Below are 20,287 nucleotides of genomic sequence, written 5' to 3'. Positions count from 1 at the left end.
CAGCCATTCAAACTTCTGGCTTAGGCATTTCAGCCATGATGGATTCTCCCTCTAGAACCACCAGTATTTCACCATTTGATTTCAGCCAATATCCACGTAAAAATGGCACCAGTTCCGGGGTGACAAATGATTGTGGGGGAGATTGAATTAAATCTGGAGCGCAACTTTCGATGTCTTCCACTCGATTCACAACCAATCCCAGCATCTTTTTTCCTGTGATTTGGCTACCAGTTCGCTGTTTGCCAAGGATTTGCTGTTCCCCATGAATCACAATGACTGTGTAGGTTGCTCGGTTAATTGCCTGTAAGTATAAGGGAGTAAGCCCTACCAAATGACCGAGATCCGCTATCCATAAAATCTCACCGCGCCAGTTATAAACTCCCATCACCCAAGCTGGCATATGAGGAATGGGGACAATTTGACCAACTGGAATTGTCAGCACCTCTGTCATCTGATGCATGGGGAATAGTGCGGTAATGTCAGGAAAAAGATGAAACCGCAAAAATTGCTCTCCCACTACTGCTTTATGTTCTGCGGTTGGAGTTTCAAATTGTTCAATTAAAGTTTTTCCAGACACAAATTCAGATTCCATTGCTTATCTCTTGACGGTGCTGACGAAGATTTTCCCTAACCTTTAATTAATTGATTAACAGTACGCAGTAGTTCCTCTTGATCGACTGGCTTGGGAATGTAGGCATCTGCTCCTTGTTTCATGCCCCAAAATTTATCCAAATCAGTGCCTTTTGTGGAACACATCACGACTGGAATTTTGCTAGTTTCTGCATCTGCTTTGAGTTCGCGGCAGAGTTCAAAGCCGCTACGACCGGGCAATACAACGTCTAGAATGATTACATCAGGTTTATGATTACTGATTTTTTCTAAGGCTTCTTCTCCGGTATTTGCTGTTAAAACATTTAATCCACCTCGCCGCAAGCAGCTAGCAAAAGTTTCCCTTTCAGTTAAAGTATCTTCAACGATTAAAGCAGTATGCATTGTATTAACCTCCTAGGAAAAACAAAAATCAACTAACCACGAGGGAACTGTTTTTGAGGTGCTTGAGGTACTTGTTTGTTACCGCTAGTACCTTTTCTGCATTGACGGGTTTCCCCATGAAATCTGAAGCTCCGACAACCTTAGCCCGGACTCGGTCAATGATACCGTCATTTCCCGTCAAGATAATAATCGGGGTGTCTCGGAAAGCAGAAACTTTACGCAATTGGGTACAAATTTCATAGCCGTTAGTATTGGGCATTACCAAGTCTAAAAAGATGATGTGGGGTTTGCGGTTTAATAAAGTGGCGATCGCTCGCATCGAATCTGGTATTGCCAAAAATTGATACCCGGCTGACGTAAGGATCTTTTCCATGTTTTTGCAAACCAACGGACTGTCATCCACACAAGCAATCAGCGGTTTCCGAGTCGCCACTTGAGCGGGTGTTATGCCTGAAGAAGTCGGAGGATTTTTAACAGGTAATCCTGAAGAAGTCGGAGCCAGCGGATTTGCTAAATCAGAAATATCACTTAACTCTACTAATCCAGTTTCAATGTAAGGCAATAGGGAACGGGTTACTTCCGCAACATTGCGCTTAGTTTGAACTGCAATATCTCGCAAGGTTCTTTGCCCATCTAATAACAATGTCAGAGATTTATAAACGGTAGGCGATGTTTTTTGCTGGAGTTGTTCTGGTTGCTTGATCGACGGCGCTCGATTGGGAAGCACATCAGAAATTTTGGCGATTTTCCAGGCTTGCCAAATTTCTTGAGTTTTAGCGATCGCTTGTTCGGCATCAATCAATAATAATTGGGGAGCTAAGGGATTTTCTTGCTTGATTTGTAACGCTTTTGGTATCTCTTGAGTGATATCAAACAATACTTCAATAACGATACCTTGAATCATTTTTACAACTTGTTCGCGGGTAATTCGTTGTTGCTTTAACCATAAACACAACAAATAATATTCCCAAGAAGTCTTGCCAGCTTCAGAAGAAAATTTAGAAATATCAGCCGGTAAGTTTAGCTGATTCAGGCTAACATTAGAACAATGAATTCCTAAATGTCTTTGCCACCTTCTAACTGGATGAGTTCCTCCAGTCGCGTACAAAATCCGCCCCAGGTAGAAGTAAAGAGTCCACTCTTGCCCCAAAGTACCTTTCAGGAACAGCCGCCCACTAAAGCGAGCTTGCTTCAAAGCAGTCAGCTTGCTAGCAAAAGCAGTAATCGTCATAGGTTGGGCGGTCATAATTCTGATTCCTTCTTGCAAAAGTTCGCTTTACTTTAGCGAAAACTGGAGTTTACATTTATAAATAGTTTTTATAAAAAAGCCTATTAATTTAATTAATAACACTATATAGAAATAACAAGTCTCAGTATTTTCACTGAAATATTTTTAGAATTCTAGACGATCCGTAAATTTACTAAACCCCCTATTTCAATAACTTTTATTAAGATATTATTAAACAGTTGAATTCCCTTTAATAATGATAAATTAAGCCTTCTTTGAGCAAAAATCAAGTAGTTTACCGAGCGTAAAACGGAATAAAAAATCCCCCTGGTTGCATCAACTAGGGGGAGCTTGCTCCAAAAGCAGGCTGCTACTGGGTATTGGGAATTAGCCTGCCGCAGGGATAGGTTGCTACAGGTTGTTCAGAAGCATTTTCGACAACGGCGGGAATTTCATCGGAGGGTTGAGTTTTAGCTGCTTGATAGTCCGTCCGCAATTTTGAGAACATTTCTTCTCGACGATCGTACAGGCGCTTCAGGGGGCGGGGCTGACATTGGTTCATCACGTAGGCGGCGATGAGGGGCAGAGCTATTGTGCTGTCGGTGTAACAGACAATGGTGCTGGGTAACTCTTCGGGGTCAATCTTGCCCCAGCTAACGGCTTCGCTGGGTGTTGCACCAGAGAGTCCGCCGGTATCAGGACGAGCATCGGTGACTTGTACGAAGTAATCGTGACCTCGTTCCTCTAGTCCCAGCACTTCGTGAAGTTGCGGTTGGGTTTGCAGCAGGAAGTTTTTGGGACTGCCACCGCCAATAATCACGGCGGCGCTTTTGCCCTCTACGTCTGGGTTGCCGGTTTCACGAGCGCAGTAGGCGATCGCTGCTGTCTCATTCACATCGATGGCTGGATCTAGCACTAAGTTTGAGCCTTCCAGGGACAATGCCGCTACGTTCATCCCAATCGAACTATCCCCCGGAGAAGAAGTATAAATGGGGACACCGCATTCATAAGCTGTCGCTAACAAGCAGGAATTTTTCACTCCCAACTGCTTTTCCACTTCCCGGACATACTTGCCGAGCAGGTAGTGAAATTCAGCAGTTCCCATCCGTTTTTGGAACGGTTCTGCTTGCAAAATCTTTCGGATGAAGGCATCAGTTTCCAGCAGCACATCGTAGCCAAAGATAATGTCATAAATGCGAATGGTGCCTTCTTGGCGCAATTTCACATCATCTGCAAACGGATTCCCCGCGTAGAGGTCGAAACCTAACCCGAAATGCATATCGTGGTAAAGATTGGCACCCGTGCTGATCATCCAGTCAATAAAACCGTTGCGAATCAGGGGAGCCAAAATTCCCACACCCATTCCAGCTGGGGTCATCGCGCCTGATAGGCTGACTCCGACTGTGACGCCCTCGCGCATTACCTCACGGCTGAGCAAGTGACACATTTCCCGCAGACGAGCTGAGTTGTAGGCGCTGAAGTAACCATCAATCAGATCGACAACATTAATTGCCGTCGGCATCGGGGCGGGTGCGATTTTGTTACCGGGCAGTTGTGACATTTTTTACTTTTAAAAGAATGAACCGCATTGTCAACTATAACCAGCAAAAGCGAGCGAGAAATCCAACTGGAGCCGGAAAAATATAAGTGTGGGGAAAATATAAATGAGAGCTAGCGCTAGAGCACTCGTTGCATTCTCACGCAGATAATTTTGTAGGGTAAGCAGTGAGCGCGATCGCTCCATCCATTGTCTGACTCAATTCTACTTAGCATAGCCGGGGAGACCCCGTCCTTACAGCACTCAGGATTTTTTCAGGCGATCGCTACCTTGTCTTAAATAATTTCTTTCATCGCAGCCGAGTAAGAATTATAAGCACTATCCCCAAAGCAAACGAAAATCGCCTGCTCTACTGAGGTAGTGCGCTCCAGAAACTTCTTAACCTCAGTTACAGCAATTCTGGTGGCGCGTTCCATCGGGAACCCATAGACACCCGTGCTGATAGCTGGGAAGGCGATGCTGCGTATCTCAGATTGCTCCGCCAAAGCCAGACAGTTGCGATAACATCTGGCTAGCAGCTCATCTTCCTGGCGATCGCCCCCCCGCCAAATTGGGCCAACTGTGTGAATTACCCACGCGGCGGGGAGATTGTAACCTTTGGTAATCTTTGCTTCACCAGTAGCACAGCCCTTCAGATGGCGACATTCTGTCAACAATTCTGGTCCAGCGGCGCGGTGAATTGCCCCATCGACGCCGCCGCCACCCAGTAAGGAGGTATTCGCCGCGTTGACAATCGCATCTACCTTTTGCTGGGTAATATCACCTTGAATGATGGCAATTTTGCCTAAAATCATGGGATTTTTTCCTTTACCACTAAAGAACTGACGGTGGCGGGCTGAGATTTCATAATTGCCATCATACGGGTGTTGCGGAGATCCCTGCGAACATAGCAAAAGCGATCGCCACAATTCAATAAATCTAAAATTTTTGTAAACTGGAAAAAGGTCATTCTCATGGCTTTAATCCAGAGAAGGATTTTGTCTCAGTCCAGTCAATACGACAAGATGGCAAGCAATCTTTCCTCTCGCAATGCAGCTAGCGTTCAATCAGCATCTCAGCTCCAGCACCATAACCATTGGCCTACTTTTGAGGAAATGTTGCAACGGCTTCATGCAGAAGGTTTGTACATTCATCCCGATCATCTGGCAGAATTTATGCTAGCGCACGGTATACCTGTCAACCTCCGCTATGTACCCGAACATTTGAAGAGTAAAGCGATTTTCGTTAACGAGAACTACCAGGGGGATATGGCTCGTTTAGTTGAAGAACCCGACGCTGCTTCTAGTCAGTTTCCGTGGTTGAATTAAGACAAAATAATCGCTAATAGCTAATCGTTCATGGCTAATTGTTAAAAGTTATGAGCGATTAGCAATCAATTAGGTATGCAAAATCAAACATTAAATTTCTCCCCTAGCCCCTGCAAGGAGAGGGGCAGGGGGCAATACGGTTCGGTTAGAGCGAAAAAACACTAAAGTTCGCGTAGAGAAAGGTTGAATGTTGCCGTTTTTTTACCTCTACAGGACTTACGCAAAGCTTATACATATAGCGTTCTTGTCGGTTCAATCCCCCTGTGGTTGCCCTCAGATGTCGCGCAAGTTCCGTAAGTCCTGCTCTATTTACTGATAACAGTTCTGATATAAATTGCACATGGCGTTAAATTTATTCACATGGGCAGGGCAACACTCACAATGGTTTTTTGAGCGGAAATACTCTCAATTGATAATTCTCCAGCGTGTAGTTCGACTAGGCGTTTAACAATGAGCAATCCCAAACCAGAGCCTTGCTGTGAAGCGAGTTTGCGCTCAAATCGCATATAGGCTCCAATTGTCGCAATTTGCTCTGGTGTCATCCCCTGTCCGAAGTTGCTCACAGATAGTACAAAAGCGCTATTTTTACATCGAGTGGCAACGCGAATTGCGGTGTTGGGAGACGAAAATTTACAGGCATTGTCTATCAGTTCTTCCACAATTTTTCGCAATTTTGGCTCTGAAATGAAGACGGCAGCTTCTTGGAGGTCTAATTCCAAATCCATTTCCCGAAAAGCCTGCTTGGCTTTTTTAATTGCCGCTTCTGCGATCGCGCTCTTAGCTGAATCAGTTCGGCTGTTTTGTCGGAGATCCGCTATCTGAAGCGGATCGGTTACGATTACCTCTAATTGAGCGTAGAGTAAAAAATTCTGGACTAACTTAGATAAACGTTCGGCAGAGGTACGAATATCGACTGCCATTTCTAGAATTTCTTGCGGTTCTAAGGAGTCGGCTTCATCAATGAGCATTTGCGAAGAACACAAAATGCCATTGAGGGGAGTATGGAGTTCGTGAGGGAGGGAGAAGGAGATATTGCTGCGTAAATCATCGAGTTTTTTTTGCGAATGTCGCTCAATCGCTGCCTGTTTTTCCATCCGCGCCGCGATCGCTCCTAGTAATTCCGCTCTAGTAAACGGCTTGGTAAGGTAATCGTCTGCACCCAATTCCATCCCTTGACGCCGATCGGTTTTAGCCGCTTTGGCGGTGAGAAAGATGAAGGGAATCGTCGCGGTGACAGGGTTAGAGCGAAGTCCCTTCAGAACGCCATAACCGTCTAGTTCAGGCATTAGCGCATCACAGAGAATTAAATCGGGGATTTCTGTTTGAGCCAACTGCAACCCTATTTGACCATTTTCGGCTTCAATGGCGTCAAATCCCTCTGCTTCTAACAACTCCAGAATGTTCTCTCTGATAGAGACTTCATCTTCAATTACCAGAATCTTTGTCATATCAGCGATTGGCTAGCAGGTAAGCAATTAACAATTAAAAATTAAAAATGTAAGTTCCCAGGAGTGCGGACAAGATGTTCGCTAGGATTGTTCAATTTCAATGCACAACAGCTTATCAGCTTTAATGAGTTTTGAGTTTGTTAGGGGCACTTTCTTCAATACACCCAAACTTTCCTTTTAAATGAATACTTCGGACTTTCTCTTGCAAGAAAGCCTCACTTAGCACGGGCGGGAAGACCTCGCCCCTACAGCACTCTTCAGTGGTAGTCTTACTTTAAATTTGGTGCCTACACCTACTTTACTCTTAACGGTAATCTCACCCCCGTGAATATCCACACACTTCTTAACGATTGCCAACCCTAAACCTGTTCCAGGGATGTTGCCGACATTCGTCGCTCGATGGAATAATTCAAATAAGCACTGGCGATCTTGCAGAGGAATACCAATTCCCTTGTCTTCAATTTGGAAGACTATTGCATTTTTTTGCTGGGCGATTTCAAATCTAACCGGACTCCCTTCAGGTGAATATTTTATAGCGTTTGAAAGGAGATTGCTGAGGATATGTCGCAGCAATTTCTCATCTAGAAAAAATGAGATAGATTTGCAGTGATTAATTAAGTTTATCGGACGAGAATTGCCCTCATTCAGTTGCAATTCTTTCACTAATTCAATACAAAATTCTTCCAGATGCAGCGGTTCAGGTTTGAAGTCCGACCGTCCGGCTTCGGCTTCACCAATGACTAATACATCATCAAGCAGTCCAATCATGTGCTTAACAGCGATTTGAATGCGATGCAGGTGGATGAGTTTTTTCTCTTCAGACCAATTGTTGCTGTAGTGTTCCAATAATTCGGCAGAAGAGAGGATCGTACTCAGGGGAGTGCGGAATTCATGGGAAGTCATGGAGATAAAGCGAGATTTTAGGTTGCCGAGTTCTTTTTCTCGCTCAAGCGATGCTCGCAGTTTTTCTTCTAATCGCTTGCGTTTGGTAATATCAATTCCCACTGTGACAGCAGCTTGATCTTGATTGTATTTCTGCGCCACCATGAGATAATTTTTGATATTGCCGTCAACTTCTGCGGTCACTTCCTGAGAGGTTGTTTTAGTCGGGGAAGCAAAAAATTGCTCCACAAATTCACTAAAGTTGGAGCTACTGTCAAAACAGCTAAGTTCCTGACCGACAAATTCCTCTGAAGACAAGTTAAAGGATGCAGCTAAATGCTGGTTGACGCCCAGGTATTGTAAATCGGAACTAATCCAGGAGACAAATCCAGGCACGGCATCTAAGACGGCTAAAAGTTGGTTTTTTGCCTGTTGCAGCGCCAATCCCATTTGCTTATACGCTGCCATTGTAATTTCATGCACCTCTGACTGAGCCAGCAGAAGTTGATGCACGTCTAACAATTTATAAATTCCGGGTGCTGTTTGTACGATGATCGGTTCATAGATCAATTCAGGCGATCGCCTCAAAGACTCCCGTACCGCTGCGGTAATGGAAGTATAACTGGGAAAAACCAGAATTTCGGTATGGTTGAATTCATAGAGCGATCGCAAACTTCGTTTCGACAGTAACTCCAAGCTGTAACGACGGCTCAGATATTCAAAAAAACGCCGGCGACTGATCATCCCAACCAGTTGGTTTTTATCCATAAGGATCAAACCCGGTAGTAGCGGGTTTTCCTCGAAAAGCCTGAGAACTGCTGCGGCTGTGTGGTTGTATTCAATGCAAGCCTCATACAGGGTTAATCCCTGCAATGTGGACTCCAAATTAAGATTAAGTTGCTCTACACCTTGTTCAGAAGGCATTGATAAGGTTAAAGACATAGGTTTTAAATGAAGGTGAGTAAATTTATACTGAAATCAGTGTTGCTGAATTTATAGGCAAAATGGAAGGGGGGTTATGCCCTCCGATCTTGAAGTGATGACTGGGAACAATTCCCTCCAATGGGAATAAATTGCCGATGGCCGATCCTGATGCATATCCCTTTGGGGCTATTTTAATAGGTATGAAAGTTTTTTCTAGGCAGACTTGATGACAACTCCTACCCCGACCGATGTAAATAAAAATTTAGAATCTGCTGACTTACCTGAGACAGAGACATCATCACTAACTCCAGAACAATACCAGCGCAAGATGCAGCGGCGCAAGGAAGTTCAAGAGCAGCGGGTGGCAAAGGCATCTCAGGAGAAAGGCTTAATTATTGTTAATACAGGCAATGGCAAGGGAAAAACCACTGCTGCTTTGGGGATGGTATTGCGATCGCTTGGTCACGGCTATCGAGTCGGGATCGTACAATTCATCAAAGGAGCCTGGGAACCCGCTGAGAAAGCTGTCCTCGGTCGCTGGGAAGGTCAGCTAGAGTTCCACGCGATGGGAGAAGGCTTCACCTGGGAAACTCAAGACCAACAGCGAGATATCCAGAAAGCGCATCAGGCTTGGGAAACTGGACTAAGCTTTATCCGCAATCCTGAATTTAAGCTAGTGCTGTTGGATGAAATCAACGTAGCTTTGAAACTCGGCTATTTGAGCGTTGAGGAAGTGCTAGCTGGGTTGGAGGATAAGCCTGCGGATTCTCACGTTATTCTCACCGGTAGAGGTGCCCCAGCAGCCCTGATTGAGCGAGCTGACTTGGTAACGGAAATGACGCTCGTTAAGCATCCGTTCCGGGAACAGGGCGTCAAAGCGCAGCCAGGAATCGAGTTTTGAAGTTCAAAAAATCAAGAAACCCGTTTTCTTCAAGAAAACGGGTTTTTAGAGGAGTTAATTGTTTTTTGGTCATTGGTTAGTAGCAACAACAGGACTTACGCAAAGCTTATACATATAGCGTTTTTTCGGGTTCAATCCCCCTGTGGTTGCCCTCATAGATGTGGTGATGTGCGGCGAGTCCTGAACAAACTACTGACAATTACCAACCTTGAACAGAGTTACTTTGATTTCCACCGCCAAAGCTTACTTATTGTTAGAAGTTAGCTTGACAAGCTTTCAACATTTGCTGGTCGTTAGCGCTAATTTTGTTAATTGGGTGATATCCCTGGAGTTGTAAACTATCCTCAATTGGCAACCGGCTATCGACTGAGGCGACTGGGGGGGCTTCGCTGAGGGCAATTGAGTGAGAATAGGTTGTACTGTCGTAGGGATCTTGAACGGTTAGATTAATTTGCTGTGCCTCAACCTTGCCGGAAAAACAACTATATTCTGAGGAAGGCATATAAAACGCACCCCTTACTTTTCCCTGACGCGCCTCAAATACTAGATATTCTTGACCAATCTCTTCTGGCTTTTGGGAGCTACCATACACATAAATTCCGTCACCCACTGAGGTGTCTGATGCTGGCACTTGTGCAAGAGCAACGGAATTTGTGCCAACTATTCCCACTTTACTTAAGGATGTTGGTGCCTGCAAAGCAACTGTACTGGTTGCGAAGCTCATGGTTAGAAGTAATCCTAGGGCAGGTACTTCAAGCGGAAGCCGAGATATAAATTGCTGATATAACTTGTTAAGCACCGTAGTTTCCCCCTAGCAATTAAGAGCAGATACCCTCAAGCATCTAGTTAAAAAGTAGCTAATTTCTCAGGTGTAAAGCTTCACCCATTTGAATGAATCGTGGGTCATCCGAAAGGAGTTTTTTTGTTAAGACAAGCGACGCATTCATCTTTGATTCCCGGACATTAAATCGCCTTCTGGAATCAGAAGGCGTATTTATACTCACTTTATTCACCCGTTTTATTAGCTTTCCCAAATTGCGTCAGTGCGGGCTTGTCTCTTAACTGTGGATGACTTCACCCGCACCAGTTTGAGTTCCCGAAATGCTTTACGAAACTTTACAAAAATACAAAAAAGAGCGGTAACGGTTTTTAGACTACTGCAAAAAAATTTCAGCAGGTAGGTACATCTACTCGACAGTGACTCAAAAATGCGGGGATTGAAATGACTGAAAAACCCGCCCTTACTTAGTTGTAAGGACGGGTTTAGGAGCGATCGCTATGGGATGATGTGGGAGGCAGGAGCATAGCCGGTCAATCCCGCCTCTACAATTAACTAGCAGCAATATACTCGCGGACATTCGCCTGACGACGGCGCAGATGGGCGAGGGCTTGGTGTTCTAGCTGGCGTACCCGTTCGCGGCTGAGGCTCAGGCGTTCGCCGACTTTCGCCAGAGATAGCTCGTTGCCATCGTCCAAGCCAAAGCGCAGGGTTAGCACTTCCCGCTGCTGTGGGGTTAGTTCTGCCAGAAGATCGTCCAGGTCTTGCCGCAACGACTCCTGGGTCATATAATGGTCAGGGGTTGGTCCCTCATCTTCCAGAAGGTCTTGCAGTTCAGTATCCTGGTTATCGCCGACGCGCACATCCAGAGAAATCGGTTGACGGGCGATATTCAAGTACTCGCGGATCAACGCGGGTTCTAAATCCAACGCCTTAGCGATTTCACCGGGGGTAGCGCTGCGACCAAGCGTCTGGGCTAGTTCGCGTTGCACCCGCTTAATTTTGTTAAGCTTTTCGGTGATGTGGATGGGTAAACGAATCGCCCGTGCTTGCTGAGCGATCGCGCGAGTAATCGCTTGGCGAATCCACCAGTAGGCGTAGGTCGAAAACTTGTAACCGCGCATCGGGTCAAATTTCTCGACGCCGCGTTCCAAGCCTAGAGTACCTTCCTGAATCAAATCCAGGAATTCCATGTTACGCTTCTGGTACTTCTTGGCGATCGCTACCACTAGACGCAAGTTAGCTTCTATCATCTTGCGCTTCGCCCGCGTTCCCAGGTTGATTATCCGGTCGAGTTCGGGTTCACTCAAGCTAACATGGTCTGCCCACTCTTGATGAGTCGGTTCCCGCTGCAATGTCTCAGCCAAGGTCTCCTTCGCCTCCAGCAGCGCCATCATTTGCTGCACCTGCTTGCCGAAGACAATCTCTTGTTCGTGGGTCAGCAGGGGCACGCGCCCAATCTCATGCAGATAGGTGCGAACCATATCAGCCGTAAACGTGGGTTGTTTAGTCGTCTTTTTTTGGGTGTTGGCAGTGGGCATGAGTGAGTGGTGACTCCGTAAACAAGCAACAATTCTGTAGCAGGGATTGACCTTAGCGGGAGATTGCCAGCTCTTACAATAAGAGTAGCTAGGTCAATCGGTGGAACACATCCTGCAAAAGTTGTAAAGATAGCCTACCCAGTTGAATAGGCAAACATAACACACGAAAAGCGAATCGTCAAGATTTCGGCTGGGGGATGCCTCAAAGAGCTGGTATCGACCCCCATTTAGCCACTCCTGATAGGTAACAAAGGCTAAAAAGTCAAAGTCGGTATGAGTTTGCTTTACATTTCTATCGTATCACTAATGATAGACGACGCTCCAGGTTGAAAGGTTCATCCGATTGGGTTAAACTTGCTGCTCTGGCAAATTCCTGTTAACCCTTAAATGCCACCCGGAAAACCATTAGCTAAAAGCGTCCTATCTTTGCCCTATATATATAATCATCCACGGAAAACCCTTCAATGGGTACTCTAGCCGTTGTGGGATAACCGAACTATTTTTATCTAGAAGTCCGTAGTCAATAGTCATTTGATTATTGACTACGGATTAAAAACCAATATCAGCTTTAGCCGCTTCAGCCGCAGCGAACACTTCATCGTCTGGCATCTCTTCCCAGCAAGTATCGCCAATTTCTCTGTAAAACGTTTCATCGTAAGGACGAGTCCGCACCACGACCGGCATCGGAACCGCGTGACCCAAAATTAAAGCTTGTTGCTTAGAATCCAGCTTTGACAGAACGGAACGCAGACTCATCCCGCCAGAGACGCCGGTAAAAATGGCGTCGATGTCTTTGTCATCGTTTAGCAAAGCAGTGATGCGAGTACCAATCTGGGACATCACCTCATTATCAATTCCAGAGGGACGCTGATCTACCACCAGAAGGGTGACAAAATATTTTCGCATCTCGCGGGCAATCGTACCAAAAATGGTACTTTGCACAATGGCTGAGTCAAGGAAGCGGTGGGCTTCTTCTATAGTAATGACTAGCTGCTGAGGACGATCGATCGGGTTTTTGGTCTGCAAAAACAATTCAGATTTGTTCACATAAGCTTTGTGAATGCGGCGGGTGATCATATTCGTCACCAGCATATAGGAGAGCATATCTGACTGAGAACCAAACTCAATCACTACGTGCTGACCCGCATCAAGGCATTGCAAAATTTGATTGACGTAGTTGTGGGGACAGGTAGTTCGCAGATATTTGAGATTTTCCAGGCGCATCAGTTTGCGCTGCAACGCCATAATTGAACCCTTATGACCCTTCTTCTCCTCGCAGAACATCTGGATTTCCTCGTTGGTCATATTCAACAGTTGGATAATCCAGGAGTTGCCAAACTCGGCGTGGAGAATATTGGCATTGTCCAAAGCCGCTTCGGAAAGACCTAACTCATTCCGCACCAGCATGATGTCTTGGACTTCAATTTGGTCGTAGCTGAGGTAAAGTTCCTGGGAGTCACGCACACCCCGCCGCTTGGTAGATTGGGGGTCGAGGGTGTAAATTTGCACCTGTCCGGGGAATAGCTGCCGCAAGCCTTTGACAGTGCTGAAGTGTTTGCCTTCGCGGACGGCTTCCCAGCCATATTCCGAGTGCATATCAAAAATTAAATTGACCGCTGCCTGCCTGCGGATGATGCCAGACAAGAGTAGGCGGGTGAGAAAGGATTTGCCGGTGCCGGATTTCCCGAAGACGCCGTTGCTGCGTTCCACGAATCGGTGTAAATCCAGACATACGGGCACATCCATATCCAAGGGTTGACCGATGGCGAAGTTGCACCGAGTGGGGTCATCTTCCCAGCCAAAGACGGCGCGGAAATCGCGTTCTGTAGCATCATAAACCTGGCTGAAGTGACTGGGAATTGTCTTAACGGGCATCAACTCCATCTCAGCATCAGCGCTACTTTGCAGTTGAAAGGATGCGATTCCACCGTTGGATTTGGCGTTGGGATTTTCGGCACCCACCACATAAGCGCCTACTGACTTCGTTACTTCTCGTGTCAGCATTAACATCGGCGTCAGATTGATGGTGCCATAGGTGCCACTCCCGGCTAGAACCGCTTGCAAAAAAGTGTCCTCAGGACTGGGAGGATTGGCGACAATTCGCTGGCTGGAGGTGCCCAGCGAAACGTCGGTGAGCATACAGAAGAAGTCTGAACGGGCACCTTTGACTACCAGAAATTTGCCAACCCGCATATCTTCAACAGAAATATCGGGATGCAGTCTTACTTCCAGCCCCTGACTGAGGGAGCCTTGAATCACCGACCCTAATGGCATTTCCATAATTGCTTCTGGAGTCTTTTAGCTGTGTCGCTTCAGAACACTTAGGCATCCAAAGTTTACCCTAATTCTCGGAACCTAGCTATTTGTTCAATTTTAGATTTTGGATTTTTAAGCCAATCCAAAATCTAAAATCTAAAATGGATTGCCTAATCTATATCAATTGATGTCGGTGTTGAGCCAGTGGCTCCGGCGGTTGTGTTGGCACTCAGGGGTTTGCGATAATCGGCATAAAGGCGATCGCGCCAGTTGAAAAATGTCTCGTAGGCGACACGGTCAGCTAAACCAGGAATTCCTTTGCCTCTAAGGGTTTCGGGAAGGTCGAGATAGGGGCCAGAGGGGAATTTAATCAGCATACTCAGCCCAGCGACGGCAAAATCTGCCAAGGTTGGATAGTCGCCGACTAAGTAAGGGCTTTCCAGTAGTAGCAGGGATAGGCTCTCTAGGTCTTGCTGAAGATCCTCTGTCGCCGATTGTACGGCATCGGGGCCGTATCCGACACCAAGACCTAGAAGATTCAGCACTTCACCAGGCACTGCCCCCACGAGAGTCTTGACAGCATCTGGCGTGTTGCTGGGTAAAATCGAGGTGCGGAAGTTCTGATTTTGGCTGAGTGCCCCAAATAACACCTTACGACTTTTGAGACCGATAGATACATCTGCCCACGCTTCGATCAATAAGCACAGTCCCTTTTGTTTCGGATCAACTGGGATCAGCGGTCGGTCGGGATATTGCTTGTCGAGGTACTTAGCGATCGCTGTCGAATCAGCAATTACCGTATTGCCATCCTTCAGGACGGGTACCTGTCGTTGACCAGATATCCGGAACAGTTCCACCTGTCCCACTCCTGGTGTTACCTCAATTTTGCGGTATGGCAGACCTTTATAATCCAGCAGCAGTCGCACTTTTTCGGAGTAGTGGGATAGCTCAAATTGGTATAACTCCAGCATTTTTTATCTCCTTCTATTTTTAAGCAACACTGTTAATTTAACGCTTTTAGCCTACTGCCGTTACTATTTGCATCGGTGAAACTAAAAGCAAAAATTATGTTTTTGGCGATTATAATCAGTAAATTACTTATTTTTAGTGTTAATAACAATAACTTAGAAAAATCCCAACTTCTCCAATTATGAATTTGTTTAAAATGGCTTTATTTTTAATCAAAAATGATTAAATTGGCTCTATTGAACACAGTCAAATAACGACTGCTGTAACCAATAATAGACCAATAAAAATACCCCAGACTAAGCTGGGGGTGCTTCCTAAATACTAGATGGTAATTAAAAAGGAACCTTTACTAAGCGCTCTGCCGAGTTAACAAGCCCCACAGGAAGAGCAGAACCATTGCGCCCAGCACAGCAAAAGCAATACTAGGTACCGTCAACGGTGCCGAGGCTGCGCCTCCCGATATCCCCAGGAAAGTTTGTCCTAAATAGCCACCAACCAGGGCACCTAAAATACCTAACGCCATTGTAGCGAGAATACCGCCGCCTTGATGACCGGGATAAATGGCTTTAGCAATTGCACCCGCAATCAGACCTAAAACAATCCAAGCAATAATTCCCATTTTTTTGCTCCGTTCTTATTAATGTTTTTTGTTGATGTTGTTTATTTTTGTTGTTTCTAGAATAACAAGCTGGATTAAATGTCTACCTCTATCAGAGGGTATAATCAAAAGGCATAGATCCTGAAGGCATTGCTTAGGTTTGTTTATATATAAAGAAGTAGTGCCTAGGTGAATCCCAACCCCGAAATTTTCCAGTCAGACGTTTTCAGCAAGCCTCCCTACAATCGCTCGCGCAGCGCTCAGTCAACCCCAGGAACCCTGCCATCCCCGGCGAAGGCTCTAACCCGGCTGCCACAGAAGGGATGATGCCCACAAGTAGTAACTTGGTTGCGCTTGCTGCCCAAAATGGTTCATTCAAAATTCTGACTGCTGCCTTGGAAGCCGCAGGTTTGACAGAAACCGTTATATAATACCTATGCAAAACTATGCAGAGTTAGACAAATCTAAGCTAGGTAAGTTTTGCTGCTCACTTCCTGTTTCACTCTGGGGTGTCGGCACTTACCAGTCCACAGGCTATTCACTGTCTAACTGACAGCTACACACAAATTAATCGATGCGTTTAAGTCGCGATCAATCTCCAGACCACAGCATTCGCAATTGAACACTCTTTCACTCAGTGAGAGTGTTTCTTTCTTAGTGCCACAGCCAGAGCAGGTCTTGCTACTGGGGAACCATCTGTTAACTACGACTAACTCACTACCGTACAGTTCACACTTGTAAGTTAACTGACGGCGGAACTCAAAAAAGCTCATGTCTGCAATAGCTTTGGCTAGCTTGTGATTAGCTAACATTCCAGACACGTTTAAATCCTCAATCCCTATTGAGCCGTGGTTCTTGGCAAGATAGGATGTCAATTTGTGCAATGTGTCTTTGCGGATGTTGGCAATTTTCTGATGTAGCCTTGCTATCTTGCGCTGTGCCTTTTTCCAGTTGGATGAGTCGCGCTGCTTGTGTCGGCAGAGGTACTGCAAGCGTGAGAGTTTCTGCTCATATCTGCGGTAACTCTTGGCACCTTCAAACACTTCACCCGTCGATAGCGTAGCAAGTACCTTGATTCCTAGATCAACACCAACAACAGGGACTGGTTTAGACTCATTGGTTGGCTCAATCTCTATTTTCCAACTTACATACCATTTATCGGCAGTGCGGCTGATTGCGAAAGACTTAGGCTGATAATCCATCGGTAATCGCTCGTATGTTTTGAGCCAACCAATCACAGGTATCTTTACGCGGAAGTTGTCAACTTTGAGCGCACCGTCAACGGTAAAACTATCAGACTTGCCTCTTTTCTTGAATCTGGGTGGTTTTTTAACCTTCTTAAAGGCTTGCTTCCAGGCTTCTGCTAGTTGCCTGAGGGCATATTGAGGAGCGCATTTACTGACTTCGTAGTACCAAGGACACTCAGGCTTAACCATTGCAACTAACCACTTGTGCAAATCTACCGCAGTCGGAAATTTAACCTTGTCAGTAGGATTAGCTTTGTTGTGATCTAAGATATTTTTTGTCAAAGCCAGTCCCCAATTCCAGGCATGACGCGCAACACCACAGTGCTTGGCTAGTTGTGTCCTCTGATGATTGTTGAGTTTCAGTTCGGTCTTAAAGCCTAAAAGCATTACTGGACATCCTTTACGGCTTGAGTCATGCCGTCAAGCAACTTCTTATTTTTCTTAGAGCGGGAGCCGTACAAACGAGCTGAAAATACTGTAATTAGTTCAATCATGTCTTGCACCAACTCTTGCTCAAATGTCATTTCCTCATGAGATTTGTTGACGATAACCACTTCGGTTTCAAACTCTTCACACATCGCAAAAACTAACTCGGCTCCAAAGCGCAAAAGTCGGTCTTTATGAGTTAGAACTAGCCTGCCTACATCGCCTTGCATGATGCGCTTGAGTAGCTTTTGCAATCCTTTCTTGTTGTAATTCAGCCCACTTCCAAGGTCTTGAATGGTTTCATATTGCCAACCATTAGCAGCACTGAACGACTCTAAAACCTGTACCTGTCTCACTAAATCTTGCTTTTGGTCGTGACTGCTAACACGAGCGTAGTTGATGGTGATGCGCTCATCTAACTGCTTAAGTTCTCTTGGTGTCAGTCTTTTGATATCTCCTAGGTAAAATCTTCTGTGTCCGCTAGGAGCGCGAATACTTTTTAGCTTTTGGGCGTCCGCCCATCTCCGTATTGTGTCAACAGAGACGCCTAGTTCCTTAGCTGCCTCTCCTATGCTTAACGTCACGTCCTGAAAGTTCTCCATATAATCCTTACTTTACTTTTTTCTCTCGATTATATGGGCAATCAAAACGATTTACATAGACTTGCATAGAAATTATCTTGCAGCTTCTAGCCCTCGAACAACAAGGACCGTTCACGGTTTTTGCACCGACTGATGCAGCATTTGCGGCTTTACCCGAAGGCACTGTCGAAAAGTTGCTGCAACCAGAAAATAAAGCGATGCTGGTCAAAATTTTGACCTACCACGTCATTCCCGGCAAAGTTAGTTCCTCCCAGTTGAAGTCTGGAGAAGTGACTACAGTTGAAGGCAGCCCAGTCACCGTTAAGGTTGGAACCGATGGAGTGATGGTGGGGAACGCCAAGGTCTTGCAGGCTAACATCGAAGCCACCAATGGCATTATTCATGGGATTGACAAGGTGATTATGCCACCTATGCCGACCAAGTAGGCGTGAAACATAGTCATCGTTTGTAACGCTAACGTCTTAAAAGAATAAACCCGGTTCCGAGAAGGCTTGGGACTGGGTTTTTTATCTCTGGCTATCAATAATTCGGTACTGAGGAAATTCAGGATAAATTAGAATAAAATCGACACAAACATGGAGCATTTTGCTTCATGGGCGCTGAGGAGTGGGGAAATGGAGGGTTTCAAGGGTTTATTTTTGCAAGAAGGAGCCGCCCTAGAAGGGGACAGGAAAAAGGTAAAAAAAAGCCTTTTTTACTTTTTACTCTTTGGGTTCTACTTTTTGCTTCCCGTAGCCGATTCGGCTTCTGGTAGGATAGGGTTTGCTTTTTGTCAGCCAGCATCGGCTCAGGCAGCATACGGCAGCTACGTGGGCGTTGGTGCTACGGTGGGGATTAATGAGAATGATTTTGGAGAAGGTCGCCAGATAGGTGGGGTAGTTGCTGTACGCTACAAACTCCTGCAAGCTCCCCTTTCCTTAAGGGCACAAGCGCTGATTGGGGCAAGTCCAGCGGTTGTGCCAACGATTTCCTATGATGTCCCCCTCAACTGGCAAACAGATGTCTATGTGGGCGCAGGCGTTGCTTTTGGGAGTGGGAATCGGACGCCTTCGCCGGTGGGAGATAAAACCAGTTTTGCTATCCAACCGGGGATTGATTACGTCGTTCCTAACAGCAATGCTGTTCTTTTTGGCAATGCGATTATTGCTTTTGACGCCTACCGCGATGGCGGTGGTACTGCTGTTTCAGTGCAGGGTGGTGTGGGTTTGAGATTTTAGAGATTGCCTGTGGCGAACCAGCGGATTTGGAATGAGATGCGATCGCCAGCTTTAGATTTCTAGACGCCTGCGAATCTGCTGCACAATTCCGTCTAGCGGCTCGGAAATGTCCACCCAGAGGGCATTGTGTGGTTCTTCAAGGGTGTCAAACTGGCTTTGCAGGAGTGTTTTGGTCATAAAGTGGCTTTGGCGCTCTTCCAGCCGCTGCGCGATCGCCTCGAAACTTCCTTTGAGATAAACGAGCCGCATTTGTTGTGGATCTCGCCACAGCATCTGACGATAGGATTCTTTTAAGACAGAACACGCCAGTACCCTATTGTTGCCTTCCTGTAGCCATTGGTCGATGGCGTGTTGCATTGCTTGCAACCACGGCATTCGGTCGGCATCGGTCAGAGGAATGCCTCGGCTCATTTTTTCAATATTAGCGCTCGTGTGGAAGCAGTCGGCATCGCTAAAATCCCAGTTTAGTTCTTGTGCGAGTAGCTGGGCGACAGTAGATTTGCCGCTGCCAGAAACACCCATGACGAGAATAATCACTTCTCACAACTCCAAGTGTAGGGATTTTACAGTGCGATCGCTTTCATAAATTTGTCGATTTTAAATGATTAAAATTAAGCGATCGCGCCATAAGTTGCGCCGTATTGCCTAAAAATATAATATTAAATAATTTAAACACTAACTTAATTGTAATCATGACTGAGAAAACCCATAGACGAGTGCCGCGTGGCAGCAGAATTTCTCCTGACCGCCCACCGCTTTCCTCAGAAGAAATAGCCCGACGGAAGGCTGAAGATGAAGTATTTGTCCAGCGATGCCGAGAGATTTTTAACAAAGTTTACCCAGAATTAGTCGCGGCTCATTACAACTGGTTCATACATATTGAGCCAGAAAGCGGAGACTATTTCATTGATCCCGATGAAATAGTCAGTTTTCAAAAAGCCAAGCAGAAGCACCCTACAGCAGTGCTGATGGCAATGCGCCTGAATAAAACCGGGACTTGCGGCAGAATATGATCCAAGGCTATTTTGGCGAGAAGGGCGATCTATTTTTTGAGATTGACTTAATCGCGGATGATGGTTCATTAGTTACAGTTAATGCGTTACTAGACACCGGATTCACTGACTGGTTAGTAATAGATATCCAAGATGTGGAGAGTTTGGGATGGTCATTTGTCAAGAAAGAGCAAATGCAGACAGCAAGGGGAGAAGCAACGTTTAATCTTTATCGAGGAACTGTTGTGATGGAGAGTCAAGAGTTTACTATTCCCGTTTTAGGAGGTGAAGAAATTACGGAAGTTTTACTGGGTTTGCAGTGGCTAGAAAATCGACGATTAGTGGTAGATAGAAAAGCAGGTTTGCTGACGTTAGGAAAAGATGGAACAGAAAGCGATCGCATTCCCAGCGCTTCATAAA

General features: G+C 45.8%; 21 protein-coding genes. 6 read left to right on the top strand and 15 right to left on the bottom strand.

Annotated features, from left to right (window positions below; translation table 11 throughout):
- Window positions 1–7 precede the first annotated feature (7 nt).
- The 5 genes from ACFW2W_RS11575 to ACFW2W_RS11555 all read right to left on the bottom strand — a co-directional run bounded on the left by ACFW2W_RS11575 (window position 8) and on the right by ACFW2W_RS11555 (window position 4,573).
- A complete protein-coding gene (locus ACFW2W_RS11575; protein ID WP_378177647.1) occupies window positions 8–592 on the bottom strand; it encodes a chemotaxis protein CheW in 585 nt (194 codons plus the stop codon).
- Between the two features lie 35 nt (window positions 593–627).
- The gene (locus tag ACFW2W_RS11570) at window positions 628–993 is read right to left on the bottom strand and encodes a response regulator transcription factor (RefSeq protein ID WP_378177644.1); all 366 of its coding nucleotides are present in this window, start codon (window positions 991–993) and stop codon (window positions 628–630) included.
- Window positions 994–1,021: 28 nt separating this feature from the next.
- On the bottom strand, window positions 1,022–2,239 hold the full coding sequence (locus ACFW2W_RS11565) for a response regulator (protein ID WP_378177641.1): 1,218 nt from the start codon (window positions 2,237–2,239) through the stop codon (window positions 1,022–1,024).
- A gap of 352 nt (window positions 2,240–2,591) precedes the next feature.
- Window positions 2,592–3,782 carry a deoxyhypusine synthase gene (gene speY, locus ACFW2W_RS11560; RefSeq protein WP_378177638.1) on the bottom strand — a complete coding sequence of 397 codons (1,191 nt, stop codon included), beginning with the start codon at window positions 3,780–3,782 and terminating at the stop codon, window positions 2,592–2,594.
- 272 nt (window positions 3,783–4,054) lie between these two features.
- Window positions 4,055–4,573, bottom strand: coding sequence for an O-acetyl-ADP-ribose deacetylase (locus ACFW2W_RS11555; protein ID WP_378177635.1), 519 nt, complete (start codon window positions 4,571–4,573; stop codon window positions 4,055–4,057).
- A 159-nt stretch (window positions 4,574–4,732) separates the two neighbouring features.
- Between ACFW2W_RS11555 and ACFW2W_RS11550 the strand changes: the two genes are divergently transcribed.
- Window positions 4,733–5,086: a hypothetical protein gene (locus ACFW2W_RS11550; RefSeq protein WP_378177633.1), complete on the top strand. Its 354-nt coding sequence runs from the start codon at window positions 4,733–4,735 to the stop codon at window positions 5,084–5,086.
- A 356-nt stretch (window positions 5,087–5,442) separates the two neighbouring features.
- Here ACFW2W_RS11550 and ACFW2W_RS11545 read toward each other — a convergent pair whose 3' ends face one another.
- On the bottom strand, window positions 5,443–6,534 hold the full coding sequence (locus ACFW2W_RS11545) for a response regulator (protein WP_378177631.1): 1,092 nt from the start codon (window positions 6,532–6,534) through the stop codon (window positions 5,443–5,445).
- Window positions 6,535–6,753: 219 nt separating this feature from the next.
- Window positions 6,754–8,358, bottom strand: coding sequence for an ATP-binding protein (locus ACFW2W_RS11540; RefSeq protein WP_378177629.1), 1,605 nt, complete (start codon window positions 8,356–8,358; stop codon window positions 6,754–6,756).
- Window positions 8,359–8,566: 208 nt separating this feature from the next.
- Here ACFW2W_RS11540 and cobO point away from each other — a divergent pair, with 208 nt between their 5' ends.
- A complete protein-coding gene (gene cobO / locus ACFW2W_RS11535; protein ID WP_378177627.1) occupies window positions 8,567–9,241 on the top strand; it encodes a cob(I)yrinic acid a,c-diamide adenosyltransferase in 675 nt (224 codons plus the stop codon).
- Between the two features lie 253 nt (window positions 9,242–9,494).
- Here the strand turns inward: cobO and ACFW2W_RS11530 are convergent, their stop codons facing one another.
- The 7 genes from ACFW2W_RS11530 to ACFW2W_RS11500 form a co-directional block, all read right to left on the bottom strand.
- Window positions 9,495–9,965, bottom strand: coding sequence for a hypothetical protein (locus tag ACFW2W_RS11530; protein WP_378177625.1), 471 nt, complete (start codon window positions 9,963–9,965; stop codon window positions 9,495–9,497).
- A gap of 605 nt (window positions 9,966–10,570) precedes the next feature.
- Window positions 10,571–11,560, bottom strand: a complete 990-nt coding sequence (locus ACFW2W_RS11525) for an RNA polymerase sigma factor, RpoD/SigA family (RefSeq protein WP_378177623.1) — start codon at window positions 11,558–11,560, stop codon at window positions 10,571–10,573.
- A 549-nt stretch (window positions 11,561–12,109) separates the two neighbouring features.
- Complete coding sequence (locus tag ACFW2W_RS11520) at window positions 12,110–13,840, bottom strand: helicase HerA domain-containing protein (RefSeq protein ID WP_378177621.1); 1,731 nt, start codon at window positions 13,838–13,840, stop codon at window positions 12,110–12,112.
- Between the two features lie 146 nt (window positions 13,841–13,986).
- Entirely contained in the window at window positions 13,987–14,787 is an 801-nt protein-coding gene (locus ACFW2W_RS11515) for a glutathione S-transferase family protein (RefSeq protein WP_378177619.1), read from the bottom strand.
- A 347-nt stretch (window positions 14,788–15,134) separates the two neighbouring features.
- Window positions 15,135–15,404 (bottom strand): GlsB/YeaQ/YmgE family stress response membrane protein, encoded by a 270-nt coding sequence (locus ACFW2W_RS11510; RefSeq protein ID WP_378177616.1) that lies wholly within the window; start codon window positions 15,402–15,404, stop codon window positions 15,135–15,137.
- A gap of 524 nt (window positions 15,405–15,928) precedes the next feature.
- A complete protein-coding gene (locus ACFW2W_RS11505; RefSeq protein ID WP_378177613.1) occupies window positions 15,929–17,017 on the bottom strand; it encodes an RNA-guided endonuclease InsQ/TnpB family protein in 1,089 nt (362 codons plus the stop codon).
- Entirely contained in the window at window positions 17,017–17,658 is a 642-nt protein-coding gene (locus ACFW2W_RS11500) for an IS607 family transposase (protein ID WP_378177609.1), read from the bottom strand. The genes ACFW2W_RS11505 and ACFW2W_RS11500 overlap by 1 nt, the downstream gene beginning before the upstream one ends.
- A 77-nt stretch (window positions 17,659–17,735) precedes the next feature.
- Here ACFW2W_RS11500 and ACFW2W_RS11495 point away from each other — a divergent pair, with 77 nt between their 5' ends.
- Window positions 17,736–18,083, top strand: a complete 348-nt coding sequence (locus tag ACFW2W_RS11495; protein WP_378177604.1) for a fasciclin domain-containing protein — start codon at window positions 17,736–17,738, stop codon at window positions 18,081–18,083.
- 189 nt (window positions 18,084–18,272) lie between these two features.
- Window positions 18,273–18,875 carry a hypothetical protein gene (locus ACFW2W_RS11490; RefSeq protein ID WP_378177601.1) on the top strand — a complete coding sequence of 201 codons (603 nt, stop codon included), beginning with the start codon at window positions 18,273–18,275 and terminating at the stop codon, window positions 18,873–18,875.
- A 51-nt stretch (window positions 18,876–18,926) separates the two neighbouring features.
- On the opposite strand, the gene ACFW2W_RS11485 is transcribed toward ACFW2W_RS11490, so the two are convergent.
- Window positions 18,927–19,412, bottom strand: a complete 486-nt coding sequence (locus ACFW2W_RS11485; protein WP_378177598.1) for a gluconokinase — start codon at window positions 19,410–19,412, stop codon at window positions 18,927–18,929.
- A 155-nt stretch (window positions 19,413–19,567) separates the two neighbouring features.
- Here ACFW2W_RS11485 and ACFW2W_RS11480 point away from each other — a divergent pair, with 155 nt between their 5' ends.
- Window positions 19,568–19,888 carry a hypothetical protein gene (locus ACFW2W_RS11480; protein WP_378177595.1) on the top strand — a complete coding sequence of 107 codons (321 nt, stop codon included), beginning with the start codon at window positions 19,568–19,570 and terminating at the stop codon, window positions 19,886–19,888.
- On the top strand, window positions 19,885–20,286 hold the full coding sequence (locus ACFW2W_RS11475; protein WP_378177592.1) for an aspartyl protease: 402 nt from the start codon (window positions 19,885–19,887) through the stop codon (window positions 20,284–20,286). Before ACFW2W_RS11480 ends, ACFW2W_RS11475 begins: the two co-directional genes overlap by 4 nt.
- The last annotated feature ends 1 nt before the right edge of the window (window position 20,287 follow it).

The sequence above is a fragment of the Coleofasciculus sp. H7-2 genome (assembly GCF_042747725.1).
Lineage (GTDB): Bacteria > Cyanobacteriota > Cyanobacteriia > Cyanobacteriales > FACHB-T130 > FACHB-T130.
The sequence above is the reverse complement of the archived record's forward strand: the minus strand, read 5'-3'. Positions and strand labels throughout refer to the sequence as shown.